The sequence below is a fragment of the Jiangella alba genome (genome assembly GCF_900106035.1).
Lineage (GTDB): Bacteria > Actinomycetota > Actinomycetes > Jiangellales > Jiangellaceae > Jiangella > Jiangella alba.
The window spans coordinates 3,366,367-3,391,707 of the sequence record NZ_FNUC01000004.1 but is presented as its reverse complement, the minus strand read 5'-3'; the positions used below and the strand labels follow the sequence as shown (position 1 = coordinate 3,391,707).

At 69.5% G+C, this 25,341-nt stretch carries 19 protein-coding genes and 2 pseudogenes; 13 read left to right on the top strand and 8 right to left on the bottom strand.

The window, feature by feature from the left end; all coding sequences use genetic code 11:
* The first annotated feature begins 110 nt into the window (after positions 1-110).
* Complete coding sequence (locus tag BLV02_RS33400; RefSeq protein ID WP_069111527.1) at positions 111-917, top strand: ABC transporter ATP-binding protein; 807 nt, start codon at positions 111-113, stop codon at positions 915-917.
* Positions 918-952: 35 nt separating this feature from the next.
* Entirely contained in the window at positions 953-3,169 is a 2,217-nt protein-coding gene (locus BLV02_RS33395; protein WP_216094228.1) for an ABC transporter permease, read from the top strand.
* 607 nt (positions 3,170-3,776) lie between these two features.
* On the opposite strand, the gene BLV02_RS33390 is transcribed toward BLV02_RS33395, so the two are convergent.
* The gene (locus BLV02_RS33390; RefSeq protein WP_216094229.1) at positions 3,777-4,997 is read right to left on the bottom strand and encodes a UPF0158 family protein; all 1,221 of its coding nucleotides are present in this window, start codon (positions 4,995-4,997) and stop codon (positions 3,777-3,779) included.
* A 334-nt stretch (positions 4,998-5,331) separates the two neighbouring features.
* Between BLV02_RS33390 and BLV02_RS33385 the strand changes: the two genes are divergently transcribed.
* Positions 5,332-6,249: an IS982 family transposase gene (locus BLV02_RS33385; RefSeq protein WP_069115473.1), complete on the top strand. Its 918-nt coding sequence runs from the start codon at positions 5,332-5,334 to the stop codon at positions 6,247-6,249.
* A 106-nt stretch (positions 6,250-6,355) separates the two neighbouring features.
* Positions 6,356-8,308 carry a GAF domain-containing protein gene (locus BLV02_RS33380; protein WP_171906833.1) on the top strand — a complete coding sequence of 651 codons (1,953 nt, stop codon included), beginning with the start codon at positions 6,356-6,358 and terminating at the stop codon, positions 8,306-8,308.
* Here the strand turns inward: BLV02_RS33380 and BLV02_RS33375 are convergent.
* The 4 genes and pseudogenes from BLV02_RS33375 to BLV02_RS33360 all read right to left on the bottom strand — a co-directional run bounded on the left by BLV02_RS33375 (position 8,236) and on the right by BLV02_RS33360 (position 11,484).
* Positions 8,236-8,499, bottom strand: coding sequence for a hypothetical protein (locus tag BLV02_RS33375; protein ID WP_074946885.1), 264 nt, complete (start codon positions 8,497-8,499; stop codon positions 8,236-8,238). The genes BLV02_RS33380 and BLV02_RS33375 overlap by 73 nt on opposite strands.
* Positions 8,500-8,954: 455 nt before the next feature.
* Positions 8,955-9,416: pseudogene (locus tag BLV02_RS38430) on the bottom strand (radical SAM protein); the annotation flags it as partial.
* Positions 9,417-9,426: 10 nt separating this feature from the next.
* Positions 9,427-9,804 (bottom strand): annotated as a pseudogene (locus tag BLV02_RS33365) (serine hydroxymethyltransferase); the annotation flags it as partial.
* A gap of 237 nt (positions 9,805-10,041) precedes the next feature.
* The gene (locus BLV02_RS33360) at positions 10,042-11,484 is read right to left on the bottom strand and encodes a carboxyl transferase domain-containing protein (RefSeq protein WP_069113596.1); all 1,443 of its coding nucleotides are present in this window, start codon (positions 11,482-11,484) and stop codon (positions 10,042-10,044) included.
* 82 nt (positions 11,485-11,566) lie between these two features.
* On the opposite strand from BLV02_RS33360, the gene BLV02_RS33355 reads away from it, so the two are divergent.
* The 9 genes from BLV02_RS33355 to BLV02_RS33315 all read left to right on the top strand — a co-directional run bounded on the left by BLV02_RS33355 (position 11,567) and on the right by BLV02_RS33315 (position 22,123).
* A complete protein-coding gene (locus BLV02_RS33355) occupies positions 11,567-12,259 on the top strand; it encodes a FadR/GntR family transcriptional regulator (protein ID WP_069113597.1) in 693 nt (230 codons plus the stop codon).
* A gap of 40 nt (positions 12,260-12,299) precedes the next feature.
* A complete protein-coding gene (locus BLV02_RS33350; protein ID WP_216094439.1) occupies positions 12,300-14,048 on the top strand; it encodes a peptide ABC transporter substrate-binding protein in 1,749 nt (582 codons plus the stop codon).
* Positions 14,049-14,065: 17 nt separating this feature from the next.
* Positions 14,066-14,992, top strand: coding sequence for an ABC transporter permease (locus BLV02_RS33345; protein WP_069113599.1), 927 nt, complete (start codon positions 14,066-14,068; stop codon positions 14,990-14,992).
* Complete coding sequence (locus tag BLV02_RS33340; protein ID WP_069113600.1) at positions 14,985-15,881, top strand: ABC transporter permease; 897 nt, start codon at positions 14,985-14,987, stop codon at positions 15,879-15,881. Before BLV02_RS33345 ends, BLV02_RS33340 begins: the two co-directional genes overlap by 8 nt.
* Before the next feature lie 64 nt (positions 15,882-15,945).
* Positions 15,946-16,500 carry a GbsR/MarR family transcriptional regulator gene (locus BLV02_RS33335; protein ID WP_069113601.1) on the top strand — a complete coding sequence of 185 codons (555 nt, stop codon included), beginning with the start codon at positions 15,946-15,948 and terminating at the stop codon, positions 16,498-16,500.
* A complete protein-coding gene (locus BLV02_RS33330; protein ID WP_069113602.1) occupies positions 16,497-18,125 on the top strand; it encodes a dipeptide ABC transporter ATP-binding protein in 1,629 nt (542 codons plus the stop codon). Before BLV02_RS33335 ends, BLV02_RS33330 begins: the two co-directional genes overlap by 4 nt.
* Positions 18,122-19,570 (top strand): M14 family zinc carboxypeptidase, encoded by a 1,449-nt coding sequence (locus BLV02_RS33325; protein ID WP_069113603.1) that lies wholly within the window; start codon positions 18,122-18,124, stop codon positions 19,568-19,570. The genes BLV02_RS33330 and BLV02_RS33325 overlap by 4 nt, the downstream gene beginning before the upstream one ends.
* Positions 19,567-21,033: an amidase gene (locus BLV02_RS33320; RefSeq protein WP_141711750.1), complete on the top strand. Its 1,467-nt coding sequence runs from the start codon at positions 19,567-19,569 to the stop codon at positions 21,031-21,033. Before BLV02_RS33325 ends, BLV02_RS33320 begins: the two co-directional genes overlap by 4 nt.
* A gap of 61 nt (positions 21,034-21,094) precedes the next feature.
* Positions 21,095-22,123: an ornithine cyclodeaminase gene (locus BLV02_RS33315; protein ID WP_069113604.1), complete on the top strand. Its 1,029-nt coding sequence runs from the start codon at positions 21,095-21,097 to the stop codon at positions 22,121-22,123.
* Between the two features lie 33 nt (positions 22,124-22,156).
* Here BLV02_RS33315 and BLV02_RS38650 read toward each other — a convergent pair whose 3' ends face one another.
* The 3 genes from BLV02_RS38650 to BLV02_RS33305 all read right to left on the bottom strand — a co-directional run bounded on the left by BLV02_RS38650 (position 22,157) and on the right by BLV02_RS33305 (position 25,320).
* On the bottom strand, positions 22,157-22,468 hold the full coding sequence (locus tag BLV02_RS38650) for a TIGR03769 domain-containing protein (protein WP_425432599.1): 312 nt from the start codon (positions 22,466-22,468) through the stop codon (positions 22,157-22,159).
* Positions 22,390-22,881 (bottom strand): choice-of-anchor M domain-containing protein, encoded by a 492-nt coding sequence (locus BLV02_RS37395; protein WP_069113605.1) that lies wholly within the window; start codon positions 22,879-22,881, stop codon positions 22,390-22,392. The genes BLV02_RS38650 and BLV02_RS37395 overlap by 79 nt, the downstream gene beginning before the upstream one ends.
* A gap of 462 nt (positions 22,882-23,343) precedes the next feature.
* On the bottom strand, positions 23,344-25,320 hold the full coding sequence (locus BLV02_RS33305) for a prenyltransferase/squalene oxidase repeat-containing protein (protein ID WP_069113606.1): 1,977 nt from the start codon (positions 25,318-25,320) through the stop codon (positions 23,344-23,346).
* Positions 25,321-25,341 lie beyond the last annotated feature (21 nt).

Below are 25,341 nucleotides of genomic sequence, written 5' to 3'. Positions count from 1 at the left end.
TAGTGCATACGCACCAGAGGAAGTCGGTTGCGAGGGACGACGACCGGCGGGTCGTCCGTGGGGAGCATGGGTGGCTGAATCGTCCGGCGCGAGCCGGACAGGAAGGCGGCATGAGAATGTCCCACGACAGCGACAACACGACCGACGCGGTCCGGCTGACGGCCGTCCACAAGGTCTACGGCAAACGCGACAACCAGGTGGTCGCGCTCGATGGGGTGACGACGCGGTTCGGCCGGGGCACGTTCACGGCGATCATGGGCCCGTCGGGCTCCGGCAAGAGCACGCTGCTGCAGTGCGCGGCCGGGCTCGACCAGCCGACGTCGGGTTCGGTGCTCCTCGAGGACCACGAGCTCAGCGAGCTGGACGAGACCGAGCTGACGAAGCTGCGGCGCGACCGCATCGGCTTCGTCTTCCAGGCGTTCAACCTGCTCCCGGTCCTGACGGTGCGGCAGAACGTGACGTTGCCGTTGCGGCTCGCCGGACGCAAACCGGCCAGAGGCCGGGTGACGAGCGTGCTCGAGCAGGTCGGCCTGGCCGAGCGGAGCAGGCATCGTCCGGCGGAGCTGTCCGGCGGGCAGCAACAGCGGGTCGCCATCGCACGGGCGTTGATCAGCGAGCCCGCGGTCATCTTCGCGGACGAGCCGACGGGCGCGCTGGACACGGGGACCGCGCGAGGCGTTCTCGGGTTGCTGCGGCACTCGGCGCGAACCGGCGGCCAGACGATCGTGATGGTGACGCACGATCCGGTCGCGGCGTCCTATGCCGATCGGGTCCTGTTCCTCGCCGACGGACGTCTGGTGGGTGAGCTGCACTCGCCGACGGCCAAGGCCGTGGCCGAGCGGATGACCCGCCTGGGCGCCTTCGCCGACGACGCCCCTCTCCCGTCCTCGGCGACGGTGGCGGGAGGGCGGCGCTGATGTTGCGGCTGGCGCTTCGCACCCTGCGGTTCCGGATGGGCACGTTCGTGGCGGCGTTCCTCGCCATGTTCTTCGCCGCGGCCATCGTGATGGCCTGTGGCGGGCTGATCGAGACGGGCATCCGTACAGCGGTTCCGCCGCAGCAGCTGGCGTCGGCCGACATCGTCGTCGCCGGGAACCAGGAGTACGACGCTCGCGGCGGCGACCCGGACGAACCGGCGATCCTGCCCGAGCGGGTCCGGGTCGACGCTGGGCTCGAGGACACGATCTCGGACCTTCCGGGTGTGCAGGACACCACGGCCTACGTCTTCGACGGCGACCCGCCGGCGGGGACCGTCGACGCGATCGGTGTGGTGACCGAGCCCGGCGCGGACGTGAGCGAGGTCCGGGAGGCGATCGACGCCGAGCTGGACGGCGCCACGACCACGCTGGTGGGCGACCAGCGGGGGCAGGCGGAACTGCGCGAGGCCAAGGGCACCAGCGTGAACATCGTCGCCCTGGCCGGTGTCTTCACCGCCTTCGCGATCATGGTGTCGGTCTTCGGAGTGGCGTCGATGCTGGCCCTGTCGATCACTCAGCGCCAGCAGGAGCTCGCGCTGTTGCGGGCCATCGGATCCACGCCCCGTCAGGTGCGCCGGCTGATCCTGCGTGAGACCTTGGCCCTGTCGTTGGCCGCGACCGCGCTCGCCATCGCCCCGGGCCGGTTCCTGGGCGAGTTCGTGTTCGACCAGCTGGCCGATCGTGGCATCGCCACCGAAGGGGTGGCCTTCCACCAAGGCTGGATACCGACGGTGGCCGCGATGGGGATCGCGGTCGTCGCGGCGCTCGCCGGTGCCCTGGGTGCCGGGCGGAGAGCCGCACGCATCAGGCCCACCCAGGCCCTGGCCGAAGCCTCTCTCGAAGGCAGGCTGATCGGCGGGTGGCGGGTGTTCATCGCGTTGCTCCTGATCGGTGGCGGGGTCGCGCTCACCTTTGTGAGCATCGCGGTGATGAGCGGGCCGCTGACGCCGGCCACCGCCGCGCCCGCGGTCATCGTCTTCGCCATCGGGTTCGCTCTGCTGGCACCCGTCCTGGCGAAGGTCATGACGTTCGTCCTGCAGTGGCCCGTCCGCGCGCTGGGTGGCGTGACGGGCCAGCTCGCCGTGCTCAACGCCCGCGGCCGGACCGGCCGGATGGCGGCGGTGATGGCGCCGGTCGTCCTGCTGACCGGGGTGGCGACCGGCATGCTGTATCTGCAGACGACCAACGACGACGCCGACCGGCAGATCTTCGCGGACAGCCTGGTCGCCGACGCGGTCGTGACGGCCGAGAACCGGCTCGACCCCGAGCTGGTCGAGCGGATCGACGAGCTGCCAGGCGTGGCCGGCGCGTCGGAGTACGTCGGCAGCACCGGCTTCATCGAGAGCCCCGACGACAGCTCACCGGCGGGTGAGGGCTGGAACCTGCAGGGAGTCACCGCCCGCGGCGCCGACGCCACCACACCCGTCGACGTCACCGCCGGCGCCTTCGCCGACCTGCGCGGTGACACGGTCGCGGTCGAAGACCAGCACGCCGGCCGGCTGAGCGTCGACGTCGGCGACACGATCACGCTGCGGATGGGCGACAACACCACGATCGACGCGCAGGTGGCTGCGTTGTTCTCCGCTCCGGACGACTACGACACGCTGCTGCTTCCGGCCGAGACCCTGGCCGCGCACACCACCGAGGGATTCGCGACGAGGATCCTCGTCACCGCCGACCCGGACACCGATCCCGGCACCCTCAGGGCAGAGCTGACCCAGACGCTCGCCGACGAGAACGGTCTGACGGTGAGCGGCCGCGACGTCCTGTTCAGCGAGTACGACGAGCAGCGGACCACGGCCACCTTCGCGATCTACATCATGGTGATCATGATCGCCGGGTACGCGGCGATCACGGTGATCAACACCCTGGCGTCGAGCACGACGGCGCGGCGGCGGGAGTTCGGGCTGCAGCGGCTCGCGGGCTCGACCCGCGGCCAGGTGCTGCGGATGGTCGGGATCGAAGGCGCGATCGTGGCAGTCAGCGGCGTCGCGTTGGGCACCCTGGCCTCGATCGCGATCCTGGTCCCGGTCAGCCTCAAGCGCCTCGACTCGGTGCTGCCCTCGGGTTCCCCGTTCATCTACGCGGCGACGGCCGGCCTGGCGGTTCTGCTGACCCTCAGCGCCACGCTGCTACCCGCCTGGCGAGCGACGCGTGGCCGACCCGCCGAGTCGGCCCTCGCCATCGAATAGCCGCGAGCCATGGACGCTGCTGGGCGGCAGGCCGGCCCTGCGTCCGAACCGACAGCGGACGGGTCAGATCGGCGACGTGTGGTGGCGAGGCAGGTGCCGGGGAGAGGGCCTGCTCCCAGGCGGCATCAGCACTGGCGCTCGGCTTCCTGGCTTCCTCGCCGTAGCGAGCCGCCGACGGCTGGACAGACGAAAGTGCCCCTCACCTTGCGTTTCCGCAGGTGACGGGCGCTTCTCTGTAGCCCCGACGGGATTCGAACCCGCGCTACCGCCTTGAGAGAGCGGCGTGCCGTCGGCGGGATCCACCTACCCTGACCTGCAGCAACGCGCCCGCAGCGGCGGCTCGCAACCGAACTTGGACACGTATTCGCCACGCAGCGGTCGTAGCTGACCGGACGCCGTCGCTCACCGCCGGACACGCGAGAGCGTCGCCAGCGCGGCGATGGGCGAGACTCGGTCGCCGGCTGAAATCAACGCACCGCCATAGATCTGGAGGACGAGCAGCGACCACCTGATCGAGCGTCGACCGCACGTCTGGCCACGACCTCAGCCAGAGCTCACGGCAATGCGTCTTACCGTCCAGAATGAGCTACCTGCCAGGGCGGGCTCGTCAGCCCACGCGGATGCCTTCGTCGGCGAGGAGTCCGCGGGCCCGGCCCAGTTGGCGGTCGGTGGAGTAGGCGTACCACCGTTCGGCGAGGTTCTCCTCGTGGATCAGGTCGCGGAATCGGCCGAAGGCGCCCTTGCCCTCGATCAGCCGTTCCAGCCGCGCCCGCAGGGCGGGGTCGTGCTGCCGCTGGGCAAAGGATGCCATGTCCCGCCATCCCTCCGTCGAATCGGTGCGATGGAACCAGAGCCACCGGTCCGGCTCTTCCTCCACGTCGATCGCGGCGCCTTCTCCGACCAGCATCGCGTCGGTGGCGGTCTCGTCGTACACTTCGCCGGTACCTAGGTCGAGGTAGCCGCCGGTCGACATGCTCGGGTCTCCCTCCAGTTCGGTGCAGAGCATCTCGAGGTCGACCGGAACCACCCGCCCCTTCAGCGGTTCGCGCCGCAGCCTGGCCAGCAGGTCGTCGGCCAGCACTTCATCGCCAGGGCCGGCACGCACGGTCAGCCGGTTGATGACCGACAACGCCACCGGCTCGGTCTGCTCCCGTCGCTGTTCAAGGGCCATCGGTATCCCGGCCCCCACCTGTTGCAGCGCGTCATCGACGTCGCGGCCCGTCACGGCGGCCAGGAAGCGGTCCGCATCCGCTGCGGCGATGGCAGCTCGCAGGTCGGAGAGATCCAGCTCGGGAACGAGCTCATGTGCGGGCCACGCGTGTAGCAGCATTGGATGTGGATGGGCCGGTTTCCTCGGTGGCCGGCTCTCGCCATCGTCGGCTGCCCATCTGCGCCCGTACTGGTCCGGCATGCTGCCCCACCCCCAGTAGGGCAGCGGCCTGTCGGGGCGGATGCCCAGCACCTCCAGTGGGTCGATCTTCTCCTCGCCGATCACGCACCGGTGGATCCAGTCGTCGCCAAGGTCGAAAGTGAACTGGAACTCAGCCCCCGGATCCAGGACCCTGGCCACCTTGGTCGTCTCAATGTCCGTCAGCGTCCTGATCGGCCCCCCGACCGACCCGGCCATCTCCGCCCCCGTCTCCTCGTCCGTGACCACCCGGCCATCGGCCAGGGTGAACACCGACAGGTGTGCCCGGTCCCATCGGGCGAAGGCGACGTTGACAGCATCCGCGAGGTCCATGAAGGTGTGCGACGGCCCGACCGCGAAGACTCGCCCGGGCCACGGCCACAGTTCCCCTCCCCGACCGCCGAGCAGCTCCACCGTCACCGACAACCACGTTCGTCCCATCCCCAGAGAGTCGCACGGACGCCGACAGGGCGCTCGCACCGATCCTGACAGAACTCGGCGAGGCGGTGACATCCGTGCAACGGATCCTGCAGGCATACCCCGCGGCACTCGAGTCGAATGAAGGGTGAACGCCCCACGGCCGCGCGCGAAGTTCTTACGCGGACGCGTCCTTCCGCCGCAAGTGGCGCTGAAGCTTCAGCCGTTCGTGGACGCTCACGCTCGGCGTCGTCGTCATCCACTAGATGACCTATTCCAAGTGGTCGCGCGCGTGTCATGAGCCGGTGACGTGGGCGAGGGTGTCCAAGATCAGTTTGTGAGAACAAACCTGGACACCCTCGCGACTGCACTGTACGTGACGGTCGATGACCTGTTGATCGATTCTCCGCACCTGGCGCCGTGGCGGCCCAGGGTCGGGATCGAGCCGAGGATCAGCGACGCGGAGTTGGTGACGCTGGCGGTGATGCAGGCCCTGCTGGGGTTCACCTCTGAGGCTCGCTGGCTGCGCTACGGACGCGCTCACCTGCGGCATCTGTTCCCATACCTGCCCCAGCAGCCCGGCTACAACAAGCGGCTGCGGCGCCTCGGCGCCACGATCGCCCAGCTGGTCGGGGTGCTGGCCCGGGACACGAGCATGTGGACCGATGACGTCTGGGTGGCCGATTCCACCCCGGTCGAGTGTGCCCGATCACGGGAGACGGCGCGGCGCTCGGACCTGGCCGGGTGGGCCGAGTACGGCTACTGCGCCTCGCATTCGAGGTTCTTCTGGGGACTGCGGCTGCACCTGCTGTGCACACTGCACGGCCTGCCGGTCGGGTTCGCCCTGACCGGCGCGAAGGCCGACGAACGCCAGACGCTGCTCGGGATGCTCGATGCCGACCCCGAGCTCACCGGTCCCGGGCGGGCCGGGCAGATCGTGATCGCGGACAAGAACTACTACGGCCGCGAGTTCGAGACCACCCTCACCGACGCCGGCGTGGACCTGCTGCGCCCGGCCCGCAAAGGCGAACCCCAGCGGGCCGGGACCGAGTTCTTCAAACCGTTGCGGCAGGTCATCGAGTCGATCAACGACACCCTCAAGGGCCAGCTCGATCTCGAACAGCATGGCGGACACACCCCGGCCGGAGTGTGGGTCCGCGTCACTCAACGCATCCTGGCCCTCACCGCGGCAATCTGGCACAACGACCACACCGGTCAGGCGACCAAGCGATCCCTCCTGGCCTACGACCACTGACCACCTTGGAATCGGTCATCTAGTGTTCGACTGAGGATGCGATGAGATGGCACGGCGCTGGGTGAGACCGTCCGTCGTCCGCTGGTCGCGGGGGCTGTTGTCCGGCGTGGCGCTGGTGGGCGCGGTCACCGGCGTCATCGCGCTCCTCGAGCCACAAGTGCCCGTGGTACCCCTCTTGGTGCTCTACCTCCTCGCGGTGCTGCCGGTCGCCATCGCCTGGGGCGCGGGACCGGCAATCCTGACATCCCTCGTCAGCATCGTGACCTTCGAGGTCCTCTTCCTGGCACCAGTGGGTTCGCTCGGTGTCGCCGCACGAGAGCAGGCGGGGGCACTCGGGGCGTTCCTGCTCACGACCGTTCTGGTGACCGCGCTGGCAGTCCGCCTGCGCCGGGCCGCGGTCGAGTCCGCACGCCTGACCGACGAGCAGTCGGCACTGCGACGGGTCGCGACCCTCGTCGCGCAGGCAGTTCCTCGGTCGACGATCTTCGAAGCCGTGACTCGGGAGGTCGGGATACTCTCCGGGGCCGATCTCGCCCGCATGGAACGCTACGATGCGGACGGCACCGTGACCGGGGTTGCCACCTGGAGCAGGGTGCCGGAGCAACTGTCCATGGGCACGCGCCTGAACCTCGATGGGATAGGGGTCGCCCGAGAGGTGCGGCGCCGTGGCGGGCCGGTCCGGCTCGACGGCTTCGCTGACGCGATCGGCGAGATCGCCGCGGAATCACGTGCGCTCGGCATCCGCTCGTCCGTCGGCTGCCCTATCACCGTGGCCGGCGGCGTATGGGGCGTGATCGCCGCCTCGACGAGGAGCGGCGAACCCTTCGCGGCCAACGCGGAGTCACAGATCGCGAACTTCACGGGGCTGGTCGCTACCGCGGTCGAGAACGCGGAGGCGCGTGCCCAACTCCACCACTTGGCCGAGGAGCAGTCCGCGCTGCGGCGAGTGGCGACGCTCGTGGCCCACGGAGCCACGCCCGGTCTCGTCCTGGCGGCCGTCGCTGAAGAGCTCAGCCAACTGACCGACGCCGACATCACCGGGATCTTCCGGTTCGAGTCCGATGGATCGGCGACGCTCATGGGCGTTCATGGCGTGAACGAGGACGAGATGCGCGTAGGCCATCGCCGAGTCCTGGACGCTCCGTCTGCCATCGCGTCAGTACAGGCCACGGGCGAGTCCGTCCGATACGACGTGGACGACTCGACGCTCCAGCAGTTGCCCGAACTCCTGCGCCGGTGGGGCATCCGTTCGGCGGTCGCCAGCCCCATCATCGTCGAAGCCCGCAGCTGGGGTGGCATCAGCGTCGCCTCTCGGCGCGGCCCATTCGCCCCTGACACCGAACAGCGACTAGCCGAGTTCACCGACATCGCCGCCACCGCGATCGCGAACGCGGAAGCGCACACCAAACTGACCCAGTCGCGCGCGCGTGTCGTCACCACCGCCGACGAGACGCGTCGGCGGATCGAACGGGACCTCCACGATGGTGCACAACAACGCCTCGTCTCACTGGCACTCAAACTCCGACTCGCCCTCGAGACACTGCCCACGGACATTCCACCTGAGTCGCGGACCGCCCTGTCAGAGGTCGCCGACGAACTCGTCGAGGTCCAGGACGAGTTACGCGAGATATCGCTCGGCATCCATCCCTCGATCCTGTCCGAAGGAGGGCTCGGTCCGGCGCTGCGGACCCTCGCCCGTCGGTCCGCGGTCCCCATCGAGATGCGACTGGAGACCATCTCACGATATCCACCTCCGGTGGAGGTGGCCGCGTACTACATCGTGTCCGAGGCACTCACCAACGTGACGAAGCATGCCCAGGCCAAGTATGCCGAAGTAGCCGTCGAAGAGCGCGACGACACCTTGCGGCTGAGCGTCCGTGACGACGGGATCGGGGGTGCCGAACAACATCGCTGGTCGGGGCTGGTGGGGTTGCGTGACAGAGTCGAGGCTCTCGGCGGGTCGATAGACGTGCTGAGCCCGTCGGGTCAGGGGACAGTGATTCGCGCCTCGCTCCCCGTCGCCCCGGCCGTCGGCGAACCGTCATCCGCCAGTGCGTGACCACGATCGATGAGCGTCATCCACCACGAGGGCGCCGAAAGTTCGAGCACTGTCCGGGCGTCCTGCAGTTCGGCCTCAAGCGTCGCGATCCGTCGCAGCAGCGCCGGGATGCGCTCGACCTGCCGGCGCAGGTGTTCGTTCGCCGCGCGGATGTTCGGCGCCTGCACATCATCGAAGGTGGGAATGTTCACAGCGACCTCGTCAAGCGGAAGAACCGACCACTGACCAGATTCCCACCGTCGCAATCGCGTCGTCATCGCCGCCAGCGGCCATCCCCGACTGCTGCTGCCTCGAGTCCTGCCCTACCCGCCAACTGGAAGACGACGTGTGGGGACAGCGGCGCCGGGCCTCGAGCCGTTCCTGTTCGTCGAGGGCGCGCGCTAGGAGTTCGGCGATGTTCACCGGCGGAACCTACGCCTCCTGGCCGACGCAGCGCTGGCGGCGCCGACACACCCGTGCGGGAGGGACGCCAGCGTCGAAGGAGTATCGGTGGGCTTGATCGGTGCACGAGAATCGCATGCTGTGAGGGGCGATCTGCACCTGTGGGTGTGCTACACGGGAAAGAGGTTGCCGGAGGGCGGTGGCCGCGCCCGGCCTCAGTGGACGGCAGAGTCCGCTGAGGGCGACACCCAGGGGTCCGTCGACGTCCGGTGTTCGGGTTGAACCTGTGGATCTCGCGGATGGTCTCGGCGTACAGCCAGGCGCCTTCGTCGGGGAGGTCGTCGCGGGTGACGCCGGTGACGGTGGCGTAGCGCAGCCCCATGGCCTGGACCGACTCGGCGACGCGGCGGGGCTCGTCGCGGTCGAGGTCGTCGGGCTTGCCGGTGTCGATGAGGCAGAAGTCGCAGCGGCGGGTGCAGTGGTCGCCGCCGATGAGGAACGTGGCCTCGCGGTCTTCCCAGCACTCGAAGATGTTGGGACAGCCGGCCTCCTGGCAGACCGTGGCAGGCCCTCGCGTTTCACCAGCGACTGCAGCTCGCGGTACTCCGGGCCCATGGTCGCCTTCGTCTTGATCCAGGCAGGGCTTCTTCTCGATCGGCGTCTCTCCGGCGCGACACCCATGTCCAACACCGGGATACAGCGGGAACCGCGACGCCAGCCGATCCACACGGTCACGCAGGCGGCTCTCGGCGGTTGACGGTGATCCCGGCTGTGTCGAGCCGATCCTCGGCCTGCTGGCCGTCGAGATCGGAGTGGCGCAGGTCCACGACCACCAGATGCCCCTGCGTCCCGCGGGTGGGGACGGCAATGCCGGCGGCCTGTACGTCATCCGCCAGCAGTCGCTCCGCGAAGGTCCGTGCCCCGTCGAGGGTGCGTCGTTGCCGGTCCCGGAACTCCTTGGTCGCGGCCTGCTTGAACGCCACCGCCTTGGCCGCGATCACGTGTTCCAGCGGCCCGCCCTGCTGACCCGGGAAGACCGCGGTATTGAACTTCTTGGCCAGATCGGCACGGTTGGTGAGGATCACCCCGCCACGCGGACCGCCGAGCGTCTCGTGTTCGAATCCCGTCGTGGCTACCCTGAGGCAACAGCCTCTCGCCTGCTAGAGCGCCGGTGGGAGGCCGCTACCGTTTGCCCACCCGTTGACGGCGCTGAGTGGCTCTCTACGCGTTCTTGGCACGTACATGGCCAGGCTTTCGCGCCCCTCGGCCATGCCCGTGGGCGGCGTCGATCCGTCCGCGGTACAGGGTGCAGCGGCAGGACAGCGAGGAGGCCGGTGCCGACGTAGAACGCCTCACCCTTGCGCGCCGCCACGATCAGGCCGGAGCGGAAGCTGCTTCAGCGTGTTGGTTACGGCATCGGTCACGGCGGCTGCCAAGTCGTCAGGGGCTTGGCCGTCAGGCTCGGGAACGACGTGGTGAACGATGCCGGCGGCGAACAGTTGTGGAGCGCCGATCCTTTGCTGTCGGGTCAGGTCCGGGGCGTGGCCGGTATCACGGTGGATGATCGCGCTCGCGCCTTCGGGCGGAAGCGGTGCGAGCCACGCGTGTTGTGTTGCGATGACTCGTCGGGCGCCGAGGAGTGCCAGAGCGGCGCCTCCAGCGCCCTGGCCGAGGAGGACGGCGACGGACGGCACGGCCAGGGTGGGCAGGGCGGCGACGCATTGGGCGATGGCGAACGCAAGCCCGCTGTTCTCCGCCTCAGCGGAGAGGTCGGCGCCTGGGGTGTCGATGACGGTGATCACCGGCAGCCTCCATTCCTCGGCAAGTGCCATCGCCCGGCGTGCCGCGCGCAGGTCGTGCGGACGTATGGGCTGGTCCGATCGTCGGTCTTGCGCGATGAGGACGCACGCGACGCCGGCGACGCTGGCGAGGCCGAGGTGGATCGCAGGCCGGCCGCGGCCGGTTCCCGCCAGCGGGACGAGCACGGCGATGCCGTTGCGGTAGAGGTCGGTGAGCGTGACCCGATCGCGTCGGCGCGTGATCTCGACCGATGCCCAGGTGTCGGCGGGTTCGAGCGTCCGAGGCGTGCGCGGTGGCCGGGCTGCCGGGCTGCTGGTGCGAAGGCGAGCGCCGCGGAGCGCTCCGAGGATCGTGGTGAGGAGCCGACGCAGCTCGCTGACGGGAGTCAGCGCGTCGACGAGGCCGCGGGCAGCGAGGTTCTCCGCGGTCTGCACCCCTTCGGGCATCGGTGCTCCGGTCAGGACCTCGGTGACGCGTGGGCCGACGAAGCCGAGCAAGGCGCCCGGCTGGGCCAGTGTGATCTGCCCGAGCGCGCCCCAGGAGGCCATGACCCCTCCGGTCGTGGGATGGCGCAGATGGACGAAGTAGGCCAGCCCGGCCGTGCGATGGCGTGCAACGGCGGCGCTGATGTCGAGCATCCGGACGAAGGCGGGTGCCCCCTCCTGCATCCGGGTTCCTCCGGAGGCAGTGGACGCCAGGACCGGCAGGCCCGACCGGGTCGCCCGCGCCAGCGCATCGACGATCCGGTCAGCGGCTGCGACGCCGATGGAGCCGGCGAGGAAGGCGAACTCGCTGACGATGAGCACGACCGGGTGTCCAGCCACGCGCCCCACTCCGGTTAGCACCGCCTCGTCGACGCCGCTTCGCGCCCGGGCACGCGCCAGAGCAGCGCGGTACTCGACGTCGGCGCCTGAGACTGTGCACGGTGCGTCCCACGACTCGTAGGTCCCGTGGTCGACGACCGCCTCGATGACATCGTTCGCAGACGCAGGCATGGGACTCCCTCGCGACAAAGGACTACTGGATCAGTGGCCCAGCCAATATGCCACTTGACGGGTCTGTCAATAGGGTGGCCGTGTGGCCCATCAGATCCGCCCTGTCGCCCGCCCCCGGCTCTACGAGACTGTTGCCCGGCAGATCGCCGCCTGGATCGACGAGAACCAGCTCCGGGTCGGCGATCGCCTGCCTCCCGAGCGGGAGCTCGCGAGCAGTCTGGGGGTCAGCCGCACGACGGTCAGCCAGGCCCTGGTGGCCATGGAGGTCGTGGGTGCTGTCGCGGTGCGCCACGGTGACGGTGTGGCGGTCACGTCCGGGGCGAGCATGGGGCGGATCGTCGATGCCATTCGTGAGCATGCCCGCCGGCTACCCGATGTCCTCGACGCTCGTGACGCGATCGAGACGAAGCTCGCCGCCTTGGCCGCGGCCAGGCGCACGGATGCCGACGTCGCCGCGATGGAAGCGGCGCTCGAGCAGATGACTGCTGACATCGAGCGAGGCGGACGCGGCGTGGAGGGCGACGAGAGGTTCCACGCCGCCGTGACGGCAGCCGCCAGTTCCGGGCTCCTCAGCCGCGTGATGCTGGAGCTGACGGCCGAGATCACCGAGACCCGCATCGAGTCACTCGGTCAGCCCGGGCGGCCGATCGAGTCCCTCGAGCAGCACCGTCGCATCGCTGCCGCGATCCGGGACGGCGATGCGGAGGCCGCTGCCGCGGCGATGCACGCGCACGTGACGACCGTCAGCGACCTCGCCATCCTGCGCGACTCCTGACTGATCGGCTCGGCCGCGTGGCGGGGACACCGCGGCAGGTGTGACGCGACACGAACTCGTCGCCGCCGACGAGCCTCTCGCCGTCGAAGCGTCCGCCCATCGCACCCTCGACTGCTTGGAGCCTTTTAAAAAAACTAAAAGTTCAGTATGCTCGCGCCCCTCACCGATCCGCCTAAGGAGGAGCTTCATGCGAGGTTCGTTGAAAGGCGCAGGGGCCACATCCGTGTTGGTCGCGCTGCTGCTGACCGGGTGCAGCGGCGCGGAGTCGGGGGTGGACGAGGGCGAGGGTGCGCCCGCCGAGCTGGTGATCGGCTCCTCCGATCCGGTGCCCAACCTCGTGCCCGGCCGCCAGAGCAACGCGTTCGGGCTCACCATGTCCGTCTTCAGCCCGCTGACCTTTCTCGATGCCGACGGTGAGCTCAGCTACGTCGCGGCCGAATCGGTCGAGAGCGACGATCAGATCCACTGGACGATCACGCTGCGCGACGGCTGGACCTTCCACGACGGCACCCCGGTGACGGCTCAGGACTACGTGGACAGCTGGAACACGGTGGCGTACGCGCCGAACGCTTTCGAGAACTCCGGACAGCTGGCGGTGATCGCCGGATACTCGGACCTGAATCCGGCCGAGGGTGAGCCGGCCACGGACGAGCTCTCCGGGTTGACGGTCGTCGACGACCTGACCTTCAACGTCACACTCAACCAGGCCGACAGCCAGTTCCCCGTCGAGCTCTCGCAGGCCCAGACCGCCTTCTATCCGATGCCGCCGAGCGCGTTCGACGATCTGGACGCGTACGGGAAGCAGCCGATCGGGAACGGTCCCTTCGCGGTGACCACGGGGTGGACCGAAGGCGAGCCCATCGTCGCCGAGCGGTACCAGGACTATGCCGGCGACGAGCCGGCGGTCGACAAGCTCACCTGGGTGCCCTACTCGGACCGGCTCACCGCCTACACCGATGCACTCGCCGGCAACGTCGACCTCGTGCGGCTCCCGGCCAACCGGATGATGCAGGTGGCCGACGACTTCGAGGACGACCACGTCTACAGCTTCTCCGGACCCGCGATCAGCTACCTGAGCATCCCGTACTGGGACCCGAGGTTCGACGACGTCCGCGTCAGGCAGGCCATCTCGATGGCCATCGACCGCGACGCGATCAACGAGGCGCTCTTCGGCAACCTGAACGCGCCCGCCACGGCGTGGACGCCGTCGATCATGCCCGGCAACCCCGACGGCATCTGCGGGGAGTACTGCGAGTACGACCCCGAGGCCGCGGCCGAGCTCCTGGCAGAAGCGGGCGGCTTCGAGGGACAGCTCACGATCCATTTCCCCGGCGGCGCGGGCCACGACGACCTGTTCAACGCCGTCGCGAACTACCTGCGGCAGAACCTCGGTGTCGACGCCGTCGCCCGGCCGTCCGTCGGATGGGCGGAGTTCAGCGAGGACCGCAACAACGAGGTGCTGGACGGGCCCTTCTTCGCCCGCTGGGGCGCGCTCTACCCGAGCCAGCAGTCGACCCTGAGGGCGATGTTCACGAGCGCCCCCGGGTGCACCAACTGCGGCGGAGCGATCATTCCCGACGTCGAGCAGGCGCTGAACGACGCGGACGCGAGCGGCAGCGAGGACGGCGAGGCGTACGCGGAGGCTCAGCGGCACCTCGCGGAGCAGTTCCCGATCGTGCCGCTGTTCGAGGAGTCGTACAACTTCGTCACCTCCGACAAGGTCGCGGAGCTCACTGCCTCGGCGGTGGGCGAACCGCTGCTCACCGACGTGATCCTCGCCGAGGACTGAGCCTCACCGGAGGCACCATGACCCGCTACGTATCCCGCCGGCTCCTCGAACTGGTCATCGTCTTCTTCGGTGTCACGTTCGTCATCTACTGCGCGGTGTTCCTGCTGCCCGGCGACCCGATCGCGGCCCTCGGCGGGGACCGGCCGCTGCCGGAATCCGTACAGCAGCAGCTGCGGTCGCGTTACGGGCTGGACCTTCCGATCTGGCAGCAGTACCTCGACTATCTGGGCGGCCTGGCTCGGGGCGATTTCGGCACGACCTTCACCGGCCAGTCCGTGGGCGAGCAGATGGCCAGTCGCTGGCCCACTACGATCAAGCTCGCGCTGACGGCGTGGACGTTGACGGTGCTCATCAGCATCGCCCTGGGACTGGCGGCGGGCCTGCGACGCGGTTCGGCGCTGGACCGGGGCGTGCTCCTCGGCACGATCGTCGCGGAGTCGGTGCCCATCTTCGTCATGGGCATCATGGCGCAGTACCTCATCGGCATCACGCTCGGGTGGGCGCCCATCGCCGGCGTGAGCGATGGGTGGCCCCGGGCCTACCTCCTCCCCGCGCTGATCATCGCGATCTACGGATTGGCCGGCGTCTCGAGGCTCATGCGCGGCAGCGTCATCGACACGATGCGGTCGGACTTCGTGCGGACGCTGAGGGCGAAGGGCATGTCGCAGGGCAACGTCGTCGGCCTGCACGTCATGCGCAACGCCGCGGCCCCCGTCGTCAACGTCCTGGCCATTCAGCTGGGCTCCCTGCTGGGAGGAACGGTGGTCGTCGAAGCCATCTTCAACATCAACGGAGTGGGACAGCTGCTGTACAAGGCCATCCAGGACCAGGAGGGGACGCTGGTCGTGGGCGTCGCCACGACGCTCGTGTTCATCTTCCTCGTCACCAACGTGCTCGTCGACATCCTCTCGACCGTCCTCGACCCAAGGATCCGCCATGACTGAGCCGGCCACCGTGGCGCTCGACGGCGCCCTCGACCGGGCCACCACACGGGGCCTCTGGGCCACGTTGCGGACCCGGGTCCAGTTCTGGGTGAGCGTCGTCCTGCTGGCCCTGCTGGCGATCGTCGCGGCGATTCCGGGCCCGCTTGCGGGGATCTTCGGCGAGGGCGATCCGCGCGCCTGCGACCTGGCGGAGTCGAACCGCCCGCCAGTGCCCGGGCACCTGTTCGGCACCGACGTGCAGGGCTGTGACGTCCTGGCCAACGTGCTGTCCGGCACGAGGACGTCGCTGTTCATCGGCCTCGCGACGACGGCGATCTGCTTGGTCGTCGCCGTGGCGCTCGGAACGCTTGCGGGATACGCCGGAGGGTGGGTCGACGCGCTGATCGCGCGCACCGCGGACGTGGTGCTGGGCTTCCCGTTCCTGCTCGGCGCGATCATCGTGCTCAACACCGCGCCGAACCGGTCCCCGCTGCTGCTGGCCGCGGTGCTGGCCTTCTTCTCGTGGCCCACCTTCGCCCGGCTCATCCGGAGTTCGGTCAAGGAGGTGCGTGAACGAGAGTTCGTGCAGGCCGCACACGTGCTGGGGTTGTCGCGGGCACGCGTCGTCCTCACCCACGTGCTGCCCAACTCCCTTGCCCCGACCCTGGCCATCGCCGCGACGATGGTGGGCGGCGTCATCGGGGCGGAAGCCACCCTGACCTTCCTCGGGGTCGGCCTCGTGCCGCCGTCCATCTCGTGGGGAGTCCAGCTCTCGACCGCGCAGTCGTACTTCCAGTCCGCTCCCCACACGGTCGTCTTTCCCAGCATCTTCCTCACCGTCACGGTGATCAGTCTCATCATGCTCGGCGACGCCCTTCGCGATGCTCTCGACCCTCGGGGCCGCACATGAGCATCGACGTCGCGTGTGAAGATCTTGCCGTCGGAGACATCGAACGCGTGAGGAGCGCATTTCCATGGAGATGAGCGAACTGAGTGACGAAGTCCGCACGTTCATCGATCGGTTCACCGACGCCTGGGAGCTGATGCGCGGAAAGCGAATGAACGGACGAGTCCTCGCTCTGCTGATCATCACGGACGAGCCGTACCTCTCCTCGGCCGACCTCGGCAGACTGCTGAACACGAGTCCCGGCACCATCTCGACGGCGACTCGGGCGCTCCTCGGATCCGGGTACATCACGAAAGTGTCGATCCCGAACAGCAGAGCCACCTGTTTCCGGGCGGAGGACGACGTCTGGGGGGCATTCCTCAGCCGCGAGAAACTCGGCCTCCAGCGGATGGAGGAGGTCCTGCGAACCGCCATGTCGACGCCGGCCGGCGCGGAGCCGGCGCCCGCTCGACGCCTTCGCAACGGCAGTCGCTACATGGCATGGGTCGATCAGTATCACCGCAATGTGCTCGAGCAGTGGCACACCTATCGGGACCAGGAGGAGGACACTCCCCCGCCGCAGGAGCTTCCCGCGGAGATGCTGGCCGCGATCACACGCCTGGATCACGAGGAGAATCCATGAATGCGCCTCTGCTCGCACTCGACGATCTGACGGTGGCCTTTCGATCCCGGCGAGGCGACGAGAGCCGCGCGGTGCACGGCGTGTCGTTCGAGGTCCTCGACAAGGAGATCGTCGCCGTCGTCGGTGAGTCCGGCTCGGGGAAGTCCGTCACGGCGATGAGCGTCCTTGGTCTGCTCCCCGGCAACGCCGAGGTGACCGGCAGCGTCCGGCTCGACGGCGAGGAACTGCTGAACGCCGATGAGAAGACCCTTCAGGGCATCCGTGGCCGGCGCATCGCGATGATCTTCCAGGACCCGTTCGGCGCGCTCGACCCGGTCTTCACGATCGGGTTCCAGATCCGAGAGGTGCTGCGAAAGCACTCCCCCGGTCTGAGCGCGCGCGATCGCCGGCGCCGGGCGATCGAACTGCTCGCGGCCGTCGAGTTGCGTGAACCGGAGAAGCGCGCCCGGTCCTATCCGCATCAGCTGTCCGGCGGTCAGGCGCAGCGGGTCGTGATCGCCATGGCGCTGGCCTGCGACCCCGAGATCCTGATCGCCGACGAACCGACGACGGCACTCGACGTGACGGTGCAACGGGAGATCCTCGATCTGCTGATGCGGGTACGCGAGCGGGAGGGGACGGCCGTCCTCCTGATCACCCACGACATGGGGGTCGTGGCCGACGTCGCGGACCGGGTCGTCGTCATGAGAGATGGACGGGTGGAGGAGACCCAGACCGTCGAGCGGCTCTTCGCGCACCCCTCGGCCGACTACACGCGGCGGCTGCTGAGGTCCGTTCCGCGCCTCGACGTGGCCGACCGCGCCTCGCTCGCGGTCGACGAACCCGCCCTCGTCCTCGACGAGCTGACCGTCGAGTACCGGCAGCGGTTCCAATCCGTGACCGCGGTCGCCGGCGCGAGCCTGACCGTCGCCCGCGGCGAGGTCGTGGCCCTGGTCGGCGAATCCGGCTCCGGGAAGACGACCATCGGCAAGGCCATCACCGGACTCGCGCCGGTCAGGAGCGGAACCATCGTCGTCGACGGCGTCGACGCGGTGAAGGCCCGAGGGCGGCAGGCGACGGACCTGAAGAAGAAGATCGGCGTCGTGTTCCAGAACCCGATGGGCGCCCTCGATCCACGGTGGACGATGGCCGAGTCCATCGGCGAGCCGCTTCGCGTCCACCGCGGCCTGCGCGGGAAGGCGCTGACGGCGCGCACGGACGAGCTGCTCGACGCCGTGAGGCTCTCGCGCTCCTGGTCGACCCGCTACGCGCACGAGCTCTCGGGCGGGCAGCGCCAGCGCGTCGCCATCGCTCGCGCCCTCGCCCTCGACCCCGTGCTGCTGATCGCGGACGAGCCGACCTCGGCGCTGGACGTGTCAGTGCAGTCCACCGTTCTCGACCTCTTCCGCAGACTGCAGTGCGAGCTCCGCTTCGCCTGCCTTTTCATCAGCCACGACCTCGCCGTCGTCGACAGCCTGGCCGATCGGATCGTGGTGATGAGCGACTCCCGCGTTGTCGAGGAGGGCGCACGCCGGCAGATCCTGCTGGATCCGCGCGAGGACTACACCAGACGGCTCCTGGAGGCCGCTCCGGTTCCCGACCCGCAGCTGCAGCGGAAGCGAAGGAGAGAACGAGAAAAGGTATGACCACAGAGATTCTGCCGTCGGTGTCCGACGACGAGATCGTCGAGCGGGCAACCGCGATCCCGGACCTCCAGGGCTATCCCGGCGTGGACGCGCTCCTCGAACAGCTCGAGGAGCTGCGGCTCGAGTTCCCCGACCTGCTCTCGGCCAGACGGGTCGGCACCTCGCGGCTCGGCGAGCCGATCCCGCTGTACACGCTCGCCCCGCGCGGTGCCGGTGGATCAGGGGACGACGCCGCGCCGGCGGCGAAGCAGTGTCTCGTCGTCGGTGGGGTGCACCCGAACGAACCGATCGGATCGCACACCATCATCCGGCTGGTGACGGATCTGCTCCGCGATGCGTCGCTCCGTCGGCGGCTGGGCGCCGTCTGGCATTTCCTCCCCTGCGCCGATCCGGACGGCATGCGGCTCAACGAGGGCTGGTTCGACGACCCGTTCGACGATGAGACGTACTTCCGCCACTTCTACCGGCCGCCGGGCAACGAACAGGTGGAATGGACCTTCCCGATCAACTACAAGTCGAAGTACTTCGACGCGATGCTGCCCGAGACGCAGGCCCTGCAGCGGGTGATCGACGAGATCCGCCCCGACTATTACGTCCCGCTGCACAATTCCGAGACCGGGGGCGCGTACTTCTACCTCTCCCAGCCGGTCGGCGACCTGGTGCCGCTCCTGCACCGTCTTCCCGCGCGGTTCGGCATCCCGCTGCACCTGGGCGAGCCCGAGGCGGCCCACTTCACCGTCCTCGCTCCGGCGATCTACGAGTCCGGCAGCTCCCAGGACGTCTACGAATGGCGGGAGGCGAACGGCCTCGACCCGGTGCCCAGCGGCGCCGCAGGGCAGTCGTCCACCAGCTACGTGCGCAGGTACGCCTCCGTCTCCCTCATCGCCGAGCTCCCGATCTGGCGGACCTTCGGCGCCGACGACACGAGTCCGTCCGGGGCGAGCTACGCCGCCCTGCTGCGTGCGGCCGGCGAGGCCCTGACCGGCACGGGGACATGGCTCACTGACCTCCTGGCGCGGGTCGATCCGCACCTCACTCTGGACTCGCCGTTCCTTCGCAGCGCCCGTGTGTTCATCCCCGGCATGACCCGGGCCGGTGAGCTGATGACCACCCGGTCCGCCATGCCGGAGAACGACCGCGTGGCCGCGGTGGCGGAGCGGCCCATGGCCGTCGTCTGGATGTACCGGCTGCGCTTCGGGGGCGCCCTGTTGCGCGCCCTGAACGCGGAGGTCGCCGCGGGGTCGGCGGGCGTCGTGGTGCGGCGGTCCGCTCACGACCTCGAGCGCGTGTGGATCGGCTGGCTCGAACAGCGGCTCGCGGACGAGAAGACGCAGGGGATTCCGGTCGAGGCCGTCGTCGGCGTTCAGTACGGCGCCGTGCTGGGGCTCGTGGCCCATGCTCCACCCGCCGATGCGCGGACCACCGCTGGGAGAGGACGGCGATGACCTCGATGTCGCCAGGACCCGTCTACGAATCCGAGCTCACCTGGCTGAGCACGCGTGAGCTTGCCGCACGGATCGCCGCTGGCGAGCTGTCCGCCCGCGAGGCGCTCGCCGATCATCTGGCCCGCGTCGACTCGGTCGATCCGGCGATCAACGCCATCGTCACCCGCGACGACGAACGCGCCTACGAGCGGGCGGCCCGCGCCGATGCGTGGTACGCCCGCGGGGACCGGCTGGGCCCGCTCCACGGCGTGCCGCTGACACACAAGGAATCCACCGACACGGCCGGATTGCGGACCACGCGTGGGTCACCGCTGCTGGTGGACAACGTGCCGACCCGGGACGCCCTCATCATCGCCCGGCTGCGCGCCGCCGGCGTCGTGACCACCGGCAAGTCGAACGTCCCCGAGTTCACCGCCGGTTCACACACGTTCAATCCCGTCTTCGGGACGACCGTGAACCCCTATGACCGGACGAAGTCGGCGTCCGGGTCGTCGGGCGGCGCGGCGGCCGCGATCGCGGCCGGCATCCAGGCGTCCGGGGACGGGTCCGACATGGGCGGGTCCCTGCGTACGCCCGGCTCGTTCAACAACATCGTCGGCCTGCGCCCGTCGAACGGGCGCATCCCCCATGCGCTGCCCGCCGATCCGTGGACGTGGCTCGCGCAACCGGGGTGCCTGGCGCGGACGGTGGCCGACGTCGCGCTGCTCATGGCCGCCGTCTGCGGACCGGCCGTGGGCGCACCGCTATCGATTCAGGAGCCCGGCTCCGTCTTCGAGCGCCCGGAGTTCTCCGACCCGGGCCGGCACGAGCCCGGCTCCGGGCTCGCGGGGTTGCGAGTCGGATTCTCCACCGACCTCGGCGGGCTGATCCCGGTCGAACGCGTCGTGTCGGAGGTCGTGGACTCCGTGGCGGGAACGTTCGCCGCCGCGGGCGCGCGGGTCGACGACGTGCTGCCGGACCTCACCGACGCGGACGAGGTCTTCCGGGTGGATCGGGCTCTCGACTTCGCGCGCGACTACCGGGAGATCGTCCGGAACCATCGCGACCGGGTCAAGGACGCGGTCGTGTGGAACACCGAACTGGGACTCGCCCTCACCGTCGACGAGATCCTCGCCGCCGAGGAGGCGCGGGTCTGCCTGCTGGCCTCGACCGAGGACTTCTTCTCGCATCACGATCTGCTCGTGCTCACGACGAGTCAGGTGGCGCCGTTCGACGCGACCCTCGAGTACCCGGGGCAGATCGACGGCACCCCCATGCGCGACTACCTCGAGTGGATGCGCGCGGCGACCATCATCTCGGCGACGGGCTGCCCCGCCGTCTCCGTACCGGCCGGCTTCACCCCCGGCGGTCTCCCCGTCGGCGTGCAGCTCGTCGCGGCGCCGGGCCGCGACGTCGAGCTCCTGCTCGCCGCGCAGGCGTTCGAAGAGCTCACCGGCCATCACGCCAGGAGGCCGGCATTCTGACTCGTTCCCGCGGGGTCTCCTCGCCCGCCGAGCCGGCTCGGCATCATCTGGAAGGGATGGAATGACAGCTTTCGTCGGGGTGCAGAACATGGTGCGCTGGCTGGCCCAGCACGGACCCGAGCGCGTCATCGCGGGCCTCGTCGATGACCTCGCCGCGGATTTCGCGCGGTGGGAGGAGTTCGACAAGACGCCCCGGGTCGCGAACCACACGCCCTTCGGGGTGATCGAGCTGATGCCGACGAGCGACCGGGAGACCTACGGCTTCAAGTACGTCAACGGGCACCCGTCCAATCCGGCCCGCGGCTATCAGACGGTCACGGCGTTCGGCGTGCTCGCCGACGTGCACAACGGTTACCCCACGTTCGTGGCGGAGATGACGGTGCTCACCGCGCTGCGCACCGCCGCGACGTCCGCGCTCGCGGCGCGCGCGCTCGCCCGGCCCGACTCGACGCGCATGGCGCTGATCGGGGCGGGCAGCCAGTCGGAGTTCCAGGCGCTCGCGATGCGCACCACCCTCGGCATCTGCGACCTCGCCGTCTACGACATCGACCCCGACGCGATCGCGAAGTTCGTGCGCAACCTCGCTCCGCTCGGGTTCCGGATCACCGTCGCGGGCGACACAGCAGAGGCCTGCGCGGGCGCCGACATCGTCACGACCTGCACCGCGGACAAGGCGCTCGCCACGGTCCTGCGCGACTCGGACGTCGCGCCCGGCATGCACCTGAACGCGATCGGCGGCGACTGCCCGGGCAAGACCGAGCTGGAGCCGGCGATCCTGGACCGCTCCGCCGTGTTCGTCGAGTACACGCCCCAGACCCGTATCGAGGGCGAGATCCAGGCTCGCGGCCCCGAGTTCCCCGTCACCGAACTGTGGGAGGTGCTGACCGGCCGTAAGGCCGGACGCACCTCGGCGGCGCAGCTCACCCTGTTCGACTCGGTCGGTTTCGCGATCGAGGACCTCACCGCACTGCGCTACGTACGCGCCGCGATCGCCGGAACCGGGTTCGTCGACGACATCGACCTGGTCGCCGAACCGGAGGACCCGAAGGACCTGTTCGGCATGTGCGGCTCACCCGTCCCGGTCGGCTGAGCACGACACACACGCGGCATCGCGGGATGAGGGTCATTGCGTCATTCCGTCCAGGCCGGACGTGGACGTCCTGCGCCGGCGGTGAGACAGGGCGTCTGTGGCGGTCGTCTGGCGAATACGTGTCCGGCTTCGTCTGTCCGCTCTGTTCGAATGTTCCAGCAGGTCAGTGCGGATGGGCCCAGCGCCGATGCACCGCCCTCTCCAGGGCGGTGCATCCATGATCGTGACCGCGCCACCGCTGGTCAGGGTCCCGCTCACCTCGAACGTCAGCGTGTAGCTGCCCGCGGCCGAGAACGCCCAGTTGGCGTGGACGTGCTGGCCGACGCTCTGGGTCCGCGGCGGCAGCGGGTCGGCAGCGCTGAAGATCCGCGTCGGGCCGCGCCCAGCCCGGCGGTCTGGAACACCTCGACCTCGCCCGGACCGGTGACACCGGTCAGCATCAGCTCGACCACGTCGCCGCTCAGCGCACCCGGGGCCAGTTCCTCGGTGGACCATCCCGCCCGCACGATCGCGGGGGTTCTGGGTTGCGGGATCATCCAGAGCGGATCGCCGGCCGTGCCCAAGAACGCGTGCTCCGCACCCGCGGGGACCGTGATGGCCGCCTCCGGGTCCTTCACCTGCACCAGCAGGTCGACGTGCTCGTCCGTCAGCACCGTCCGCGGATCCTCACACTGGCCCGGCGGGTCAGTGCCGTCCTCCGTGCCGTCGTCGCCACCGGGGTCGTCGGCCGCGACGGTCAGGGTGCAGGGAACGGACACCGCGACGTGCGTCCCGTCGTCGGCGTACAGCGCCGCCCAGTACTGCCGGCCGTCGTCTGGCGCAGCGGCGCCGTCCCGGCAGGCGATCGGTCGGGCCCGCCGCAGTCGTCCTCCAGGTCGATCTCGCCACCGTGGGCATTGGCACCGCAGCGTCCCGGACCGAGGCGCGCACGACGTTCTGCTTGCTCGTCCCTTCCTGGCCACCCAGATGGAACTCGCAGAGCTCGTCCTTCTCCGCTTCTGTCGCTTCTCTGAGCGCGGACGCCGGCCCTCCGACGTCACGCCCGTGGATTCTGACCGCTCTGGTGACCTCGGCGCCCGCGTTCTGCGGGCACGAGAAGGCCGCCGGCGCTTCAACGGCCGGCTGCCCCTCGTGGCCCTACCTGCTCACCCCATCCCCGACGCCGGAGCCGGCCGTGGAGCAGAACCCTTCTCCTATGTCCAGGTACGGAGTGTTTGGCGTCATCGAAGCCGCACCGTGTACTCCAGTTCGGTGCCGAACGGCAGGAGCAGCATGTGCTGGCGCCGGGAAGCGTCCTTGAAGTAGGTCTGGGTCTTCGGCACGAGTCGGGCCGTCAGCTCGGTGTTCCAGTCGATGACCATCTCGGTCAGGCCGCGCCGGATGCGCAACCGGGAGCCGCTGGCGCTGACGTCCACGCCCGGCGTGAGCTCGGTCTCCTGCTCTCCGACCAGAGTCAGTCTGTCGTCGCTGCGCAGCACGAGGGGCAGACGCTCGGTGGAGTGCGCGAGCGTGCTGACGTGGATGCGCAGGGAGTCCGGGCGGAGCTCGACATCCTTGGTGAGCCTGCGGTCGGGCGTGGTGTACCGGATGCCCAGGGGCACAGCACCCCGGACGTCGCCGGGTGCGACCTCGGAGCCGCGTTCCGGGTCTCCTCTGAAGTACCGGGCCGACAGGTCGCCGTTGGCGTCGATGAGGGTGTACCGGTCGGATGGGTGGGTGCCCCAGCACCCTTCCACGGAAGCGTTCGTGCTGTAGAGCAGCATGCCGGCGCCCGGGTGCCACAGGAAGCTCAGGCCGGCGCGGACCCGGCTGGTGGGACGGACGCCGAAGGACGCGCCGAAGTAGTACTCGGGCCGCCGGACGAACAGGAATTCCTGCCCGGCGGGTTCGGCGCGGAACTCCACGAAGTTCGTGGAGGTCAGGTACGGAATCGTGGCGATGACCGCGCCCTTGGTCGCTCGGCTGGGGAACCTCTCCGGATACCCGGCCATCCGCACCACCTGCGGGTCGACCTGTCCGGACGGCGGCTGCGGCACCGGTTCCGATGAGGCCGCCCAATCGGCGCGCAGCGCGGCCTTGTCCTCCTGGGCCGTGGTGTACGCCGCCGACGCGGGGACGCTGGAGGTCCACAGGGCGTTGATGTCGGCCTTGTAGTCGTCGGTCTTGATGTCGTCGTGGACGTACAGCGACGTACGTGACGACGTCGCCACGTTGCAGAACCAGCCGGCTCCGTCGGGTTCACGGACGAAGTTGAACCGGAGCCACTCGTAGTAGCGTTCCTGCATCTCCTTCACGACGGGTGAGCCGGTGCTCTCGTGGAGGGCGGCGAGGTCGGGCGTCATGACGCCGTGCGAGTAGCCGAAGTCGTTGCCCGACTGCTCGTAGAAGTAGCCGACGGGACTCATGCCGTCGCGTGCCAGCACGTCGATCCGCTCGTTCAGGCGGTCCGCGAGACCGGGATCGCCCAGCAGTGGGAGCGCCTCGGCTACCCCCAGCAGGCCTGCGGCGACCTGGTTCGTGTACGGGATCGGCGTGGACCAGACCGCCGGGTTGGCCGGGTCCAGGAACCAGTCGGCGGCCTTGCGCAGGGCGACGACGATCCGCTCCTGGGTCTCGGGCAGCACGCCGGCGCGTTGCAGCTCGATCAGCGTGGTGGTGAGGAACCCGAGGGCGAAGCTGGTCGCCGGCCGCGACAGCTCGCCCGGGGAGTACTCCGGCCAGCAGCCCTGCGGCTTCTGCAGCCGCAGATAGTGGCCGATCGCGGCGTCGAGTCGAGCCAGCAGGGCCGGGTCACCGGCGTAGGGGTTCCAGTCGCGCGCGTTGGCGTGGAACCAGGACATGGTGAAGACGTTCTCCTGCACGCGGGCGTTGAAGGAGGCCGCCGGCGAACGCCAGAACCCTCCGGTGATGAAGCCACGGGTGGCCTCGTCCTCGTCCTCCACCCCGTTGGCCAGCGGCGCCAGCACGGCCAGGTATGGCGCCAGCCGCTGCTCGGCGGCGGCGAACGCCCGGCGATCCGGCCGGCCCGCCGGCAGTGGGGCGACCTCGTCCAGCGGCCCGGCCGACGGCGTCGCCGCGACGGACAGCGGGGCCGGCGACCCGAGCGCGACGGCCGCTGTCCCGGCGGCCATGCCGACGAGGAGTTGCCGCCGCGAGACCGCAAGGGGGAGAACTCGCGAGACGGACTGATCACGCATGATGAACCTCCTGAGCGATGA

Excerpts from the sequence above, each read along its gene's own strand:
- BLV02_RS33400 (WP_069111527.1), top strand. The coding sequence starts at position 111 with ATGAGAATGTCCCACGACAGCGACAACACGACCGACGCGGTCCGGCTG.
- BLV02_RS33395 (WP_216094228.1), top strand. The coding sequence starts at position 953 with ATGGGCACGTTCGTGGCGGCGTTCCTCGCCATGTTCTTCGCCGCGGCC.
- BLV02_RS33360 (WP_069113596.1), bottom strand. The coding sequence starts at position 11,484 with ATGCCTGCGTCTGCGAACGATGTCATCGAGGCGGTCGTCGACCACGGG.
- BLV02_RS33345 (WP_069113599.1), top strand. The coding sequence starts at position 14,066 with ATGACCCGCTACGTATCCCGCCGGCTCCTCGAACTGGTCATCGTCTTC.
- BLV02_RS33340 (WP_069113600.1), top strand. The coding sequence starts at position 14,985 with ATGACTGAGCCGGCCACCGTGGCGCTCGACGGCGCCCTCGACCGGGCC.
- BLV02_RS33335 (WP_069113601.1), top strand. The coding sequence starts at position 15,946 with ATGGAGATGAGCGAACTGAGTGACGAAGTCCGCACGTTCATCGATCGG.
- BLV02_RS33330 (WP_069113602.1), top strand. The coding sequence starts at position 16,497 with ATGAATGCGCCTCTGCTCGCACTCGACGATCTGACGGTGGCCTTTCGA.
- BLV02_RS33325 (WP_069113603.1), top strand. The coding sequence starts at position 18,122 with ATGACCACAGAGATTCTGCCGTCGGTGTCCGACGACGAGATCGTCGAG.
- BLV02_RS33320 (WP_141711750.1), top strand. The coding sequence starts at position 19,567 with ATGACCTCGATGTCGCCAGGACCCGTCTACGAATCCGAGCTCACCTGG.
- BLV02_RS33315 (WP_069113604.1), top strand. The coding sequence starts at position 21,095 with ATGACAGCTTTCGTCGGGGTGCAGAACATGGTGCGCTGGCTGGCCCAG.
- BLV02_RS33305 (WP_069113606.1), bottom strand. The coding sequence starts at position 25,320 with ATGCGTGATCAGTCCGTCTCGCGAGTTCTCCCCCTTGCGGTCTCGCGG.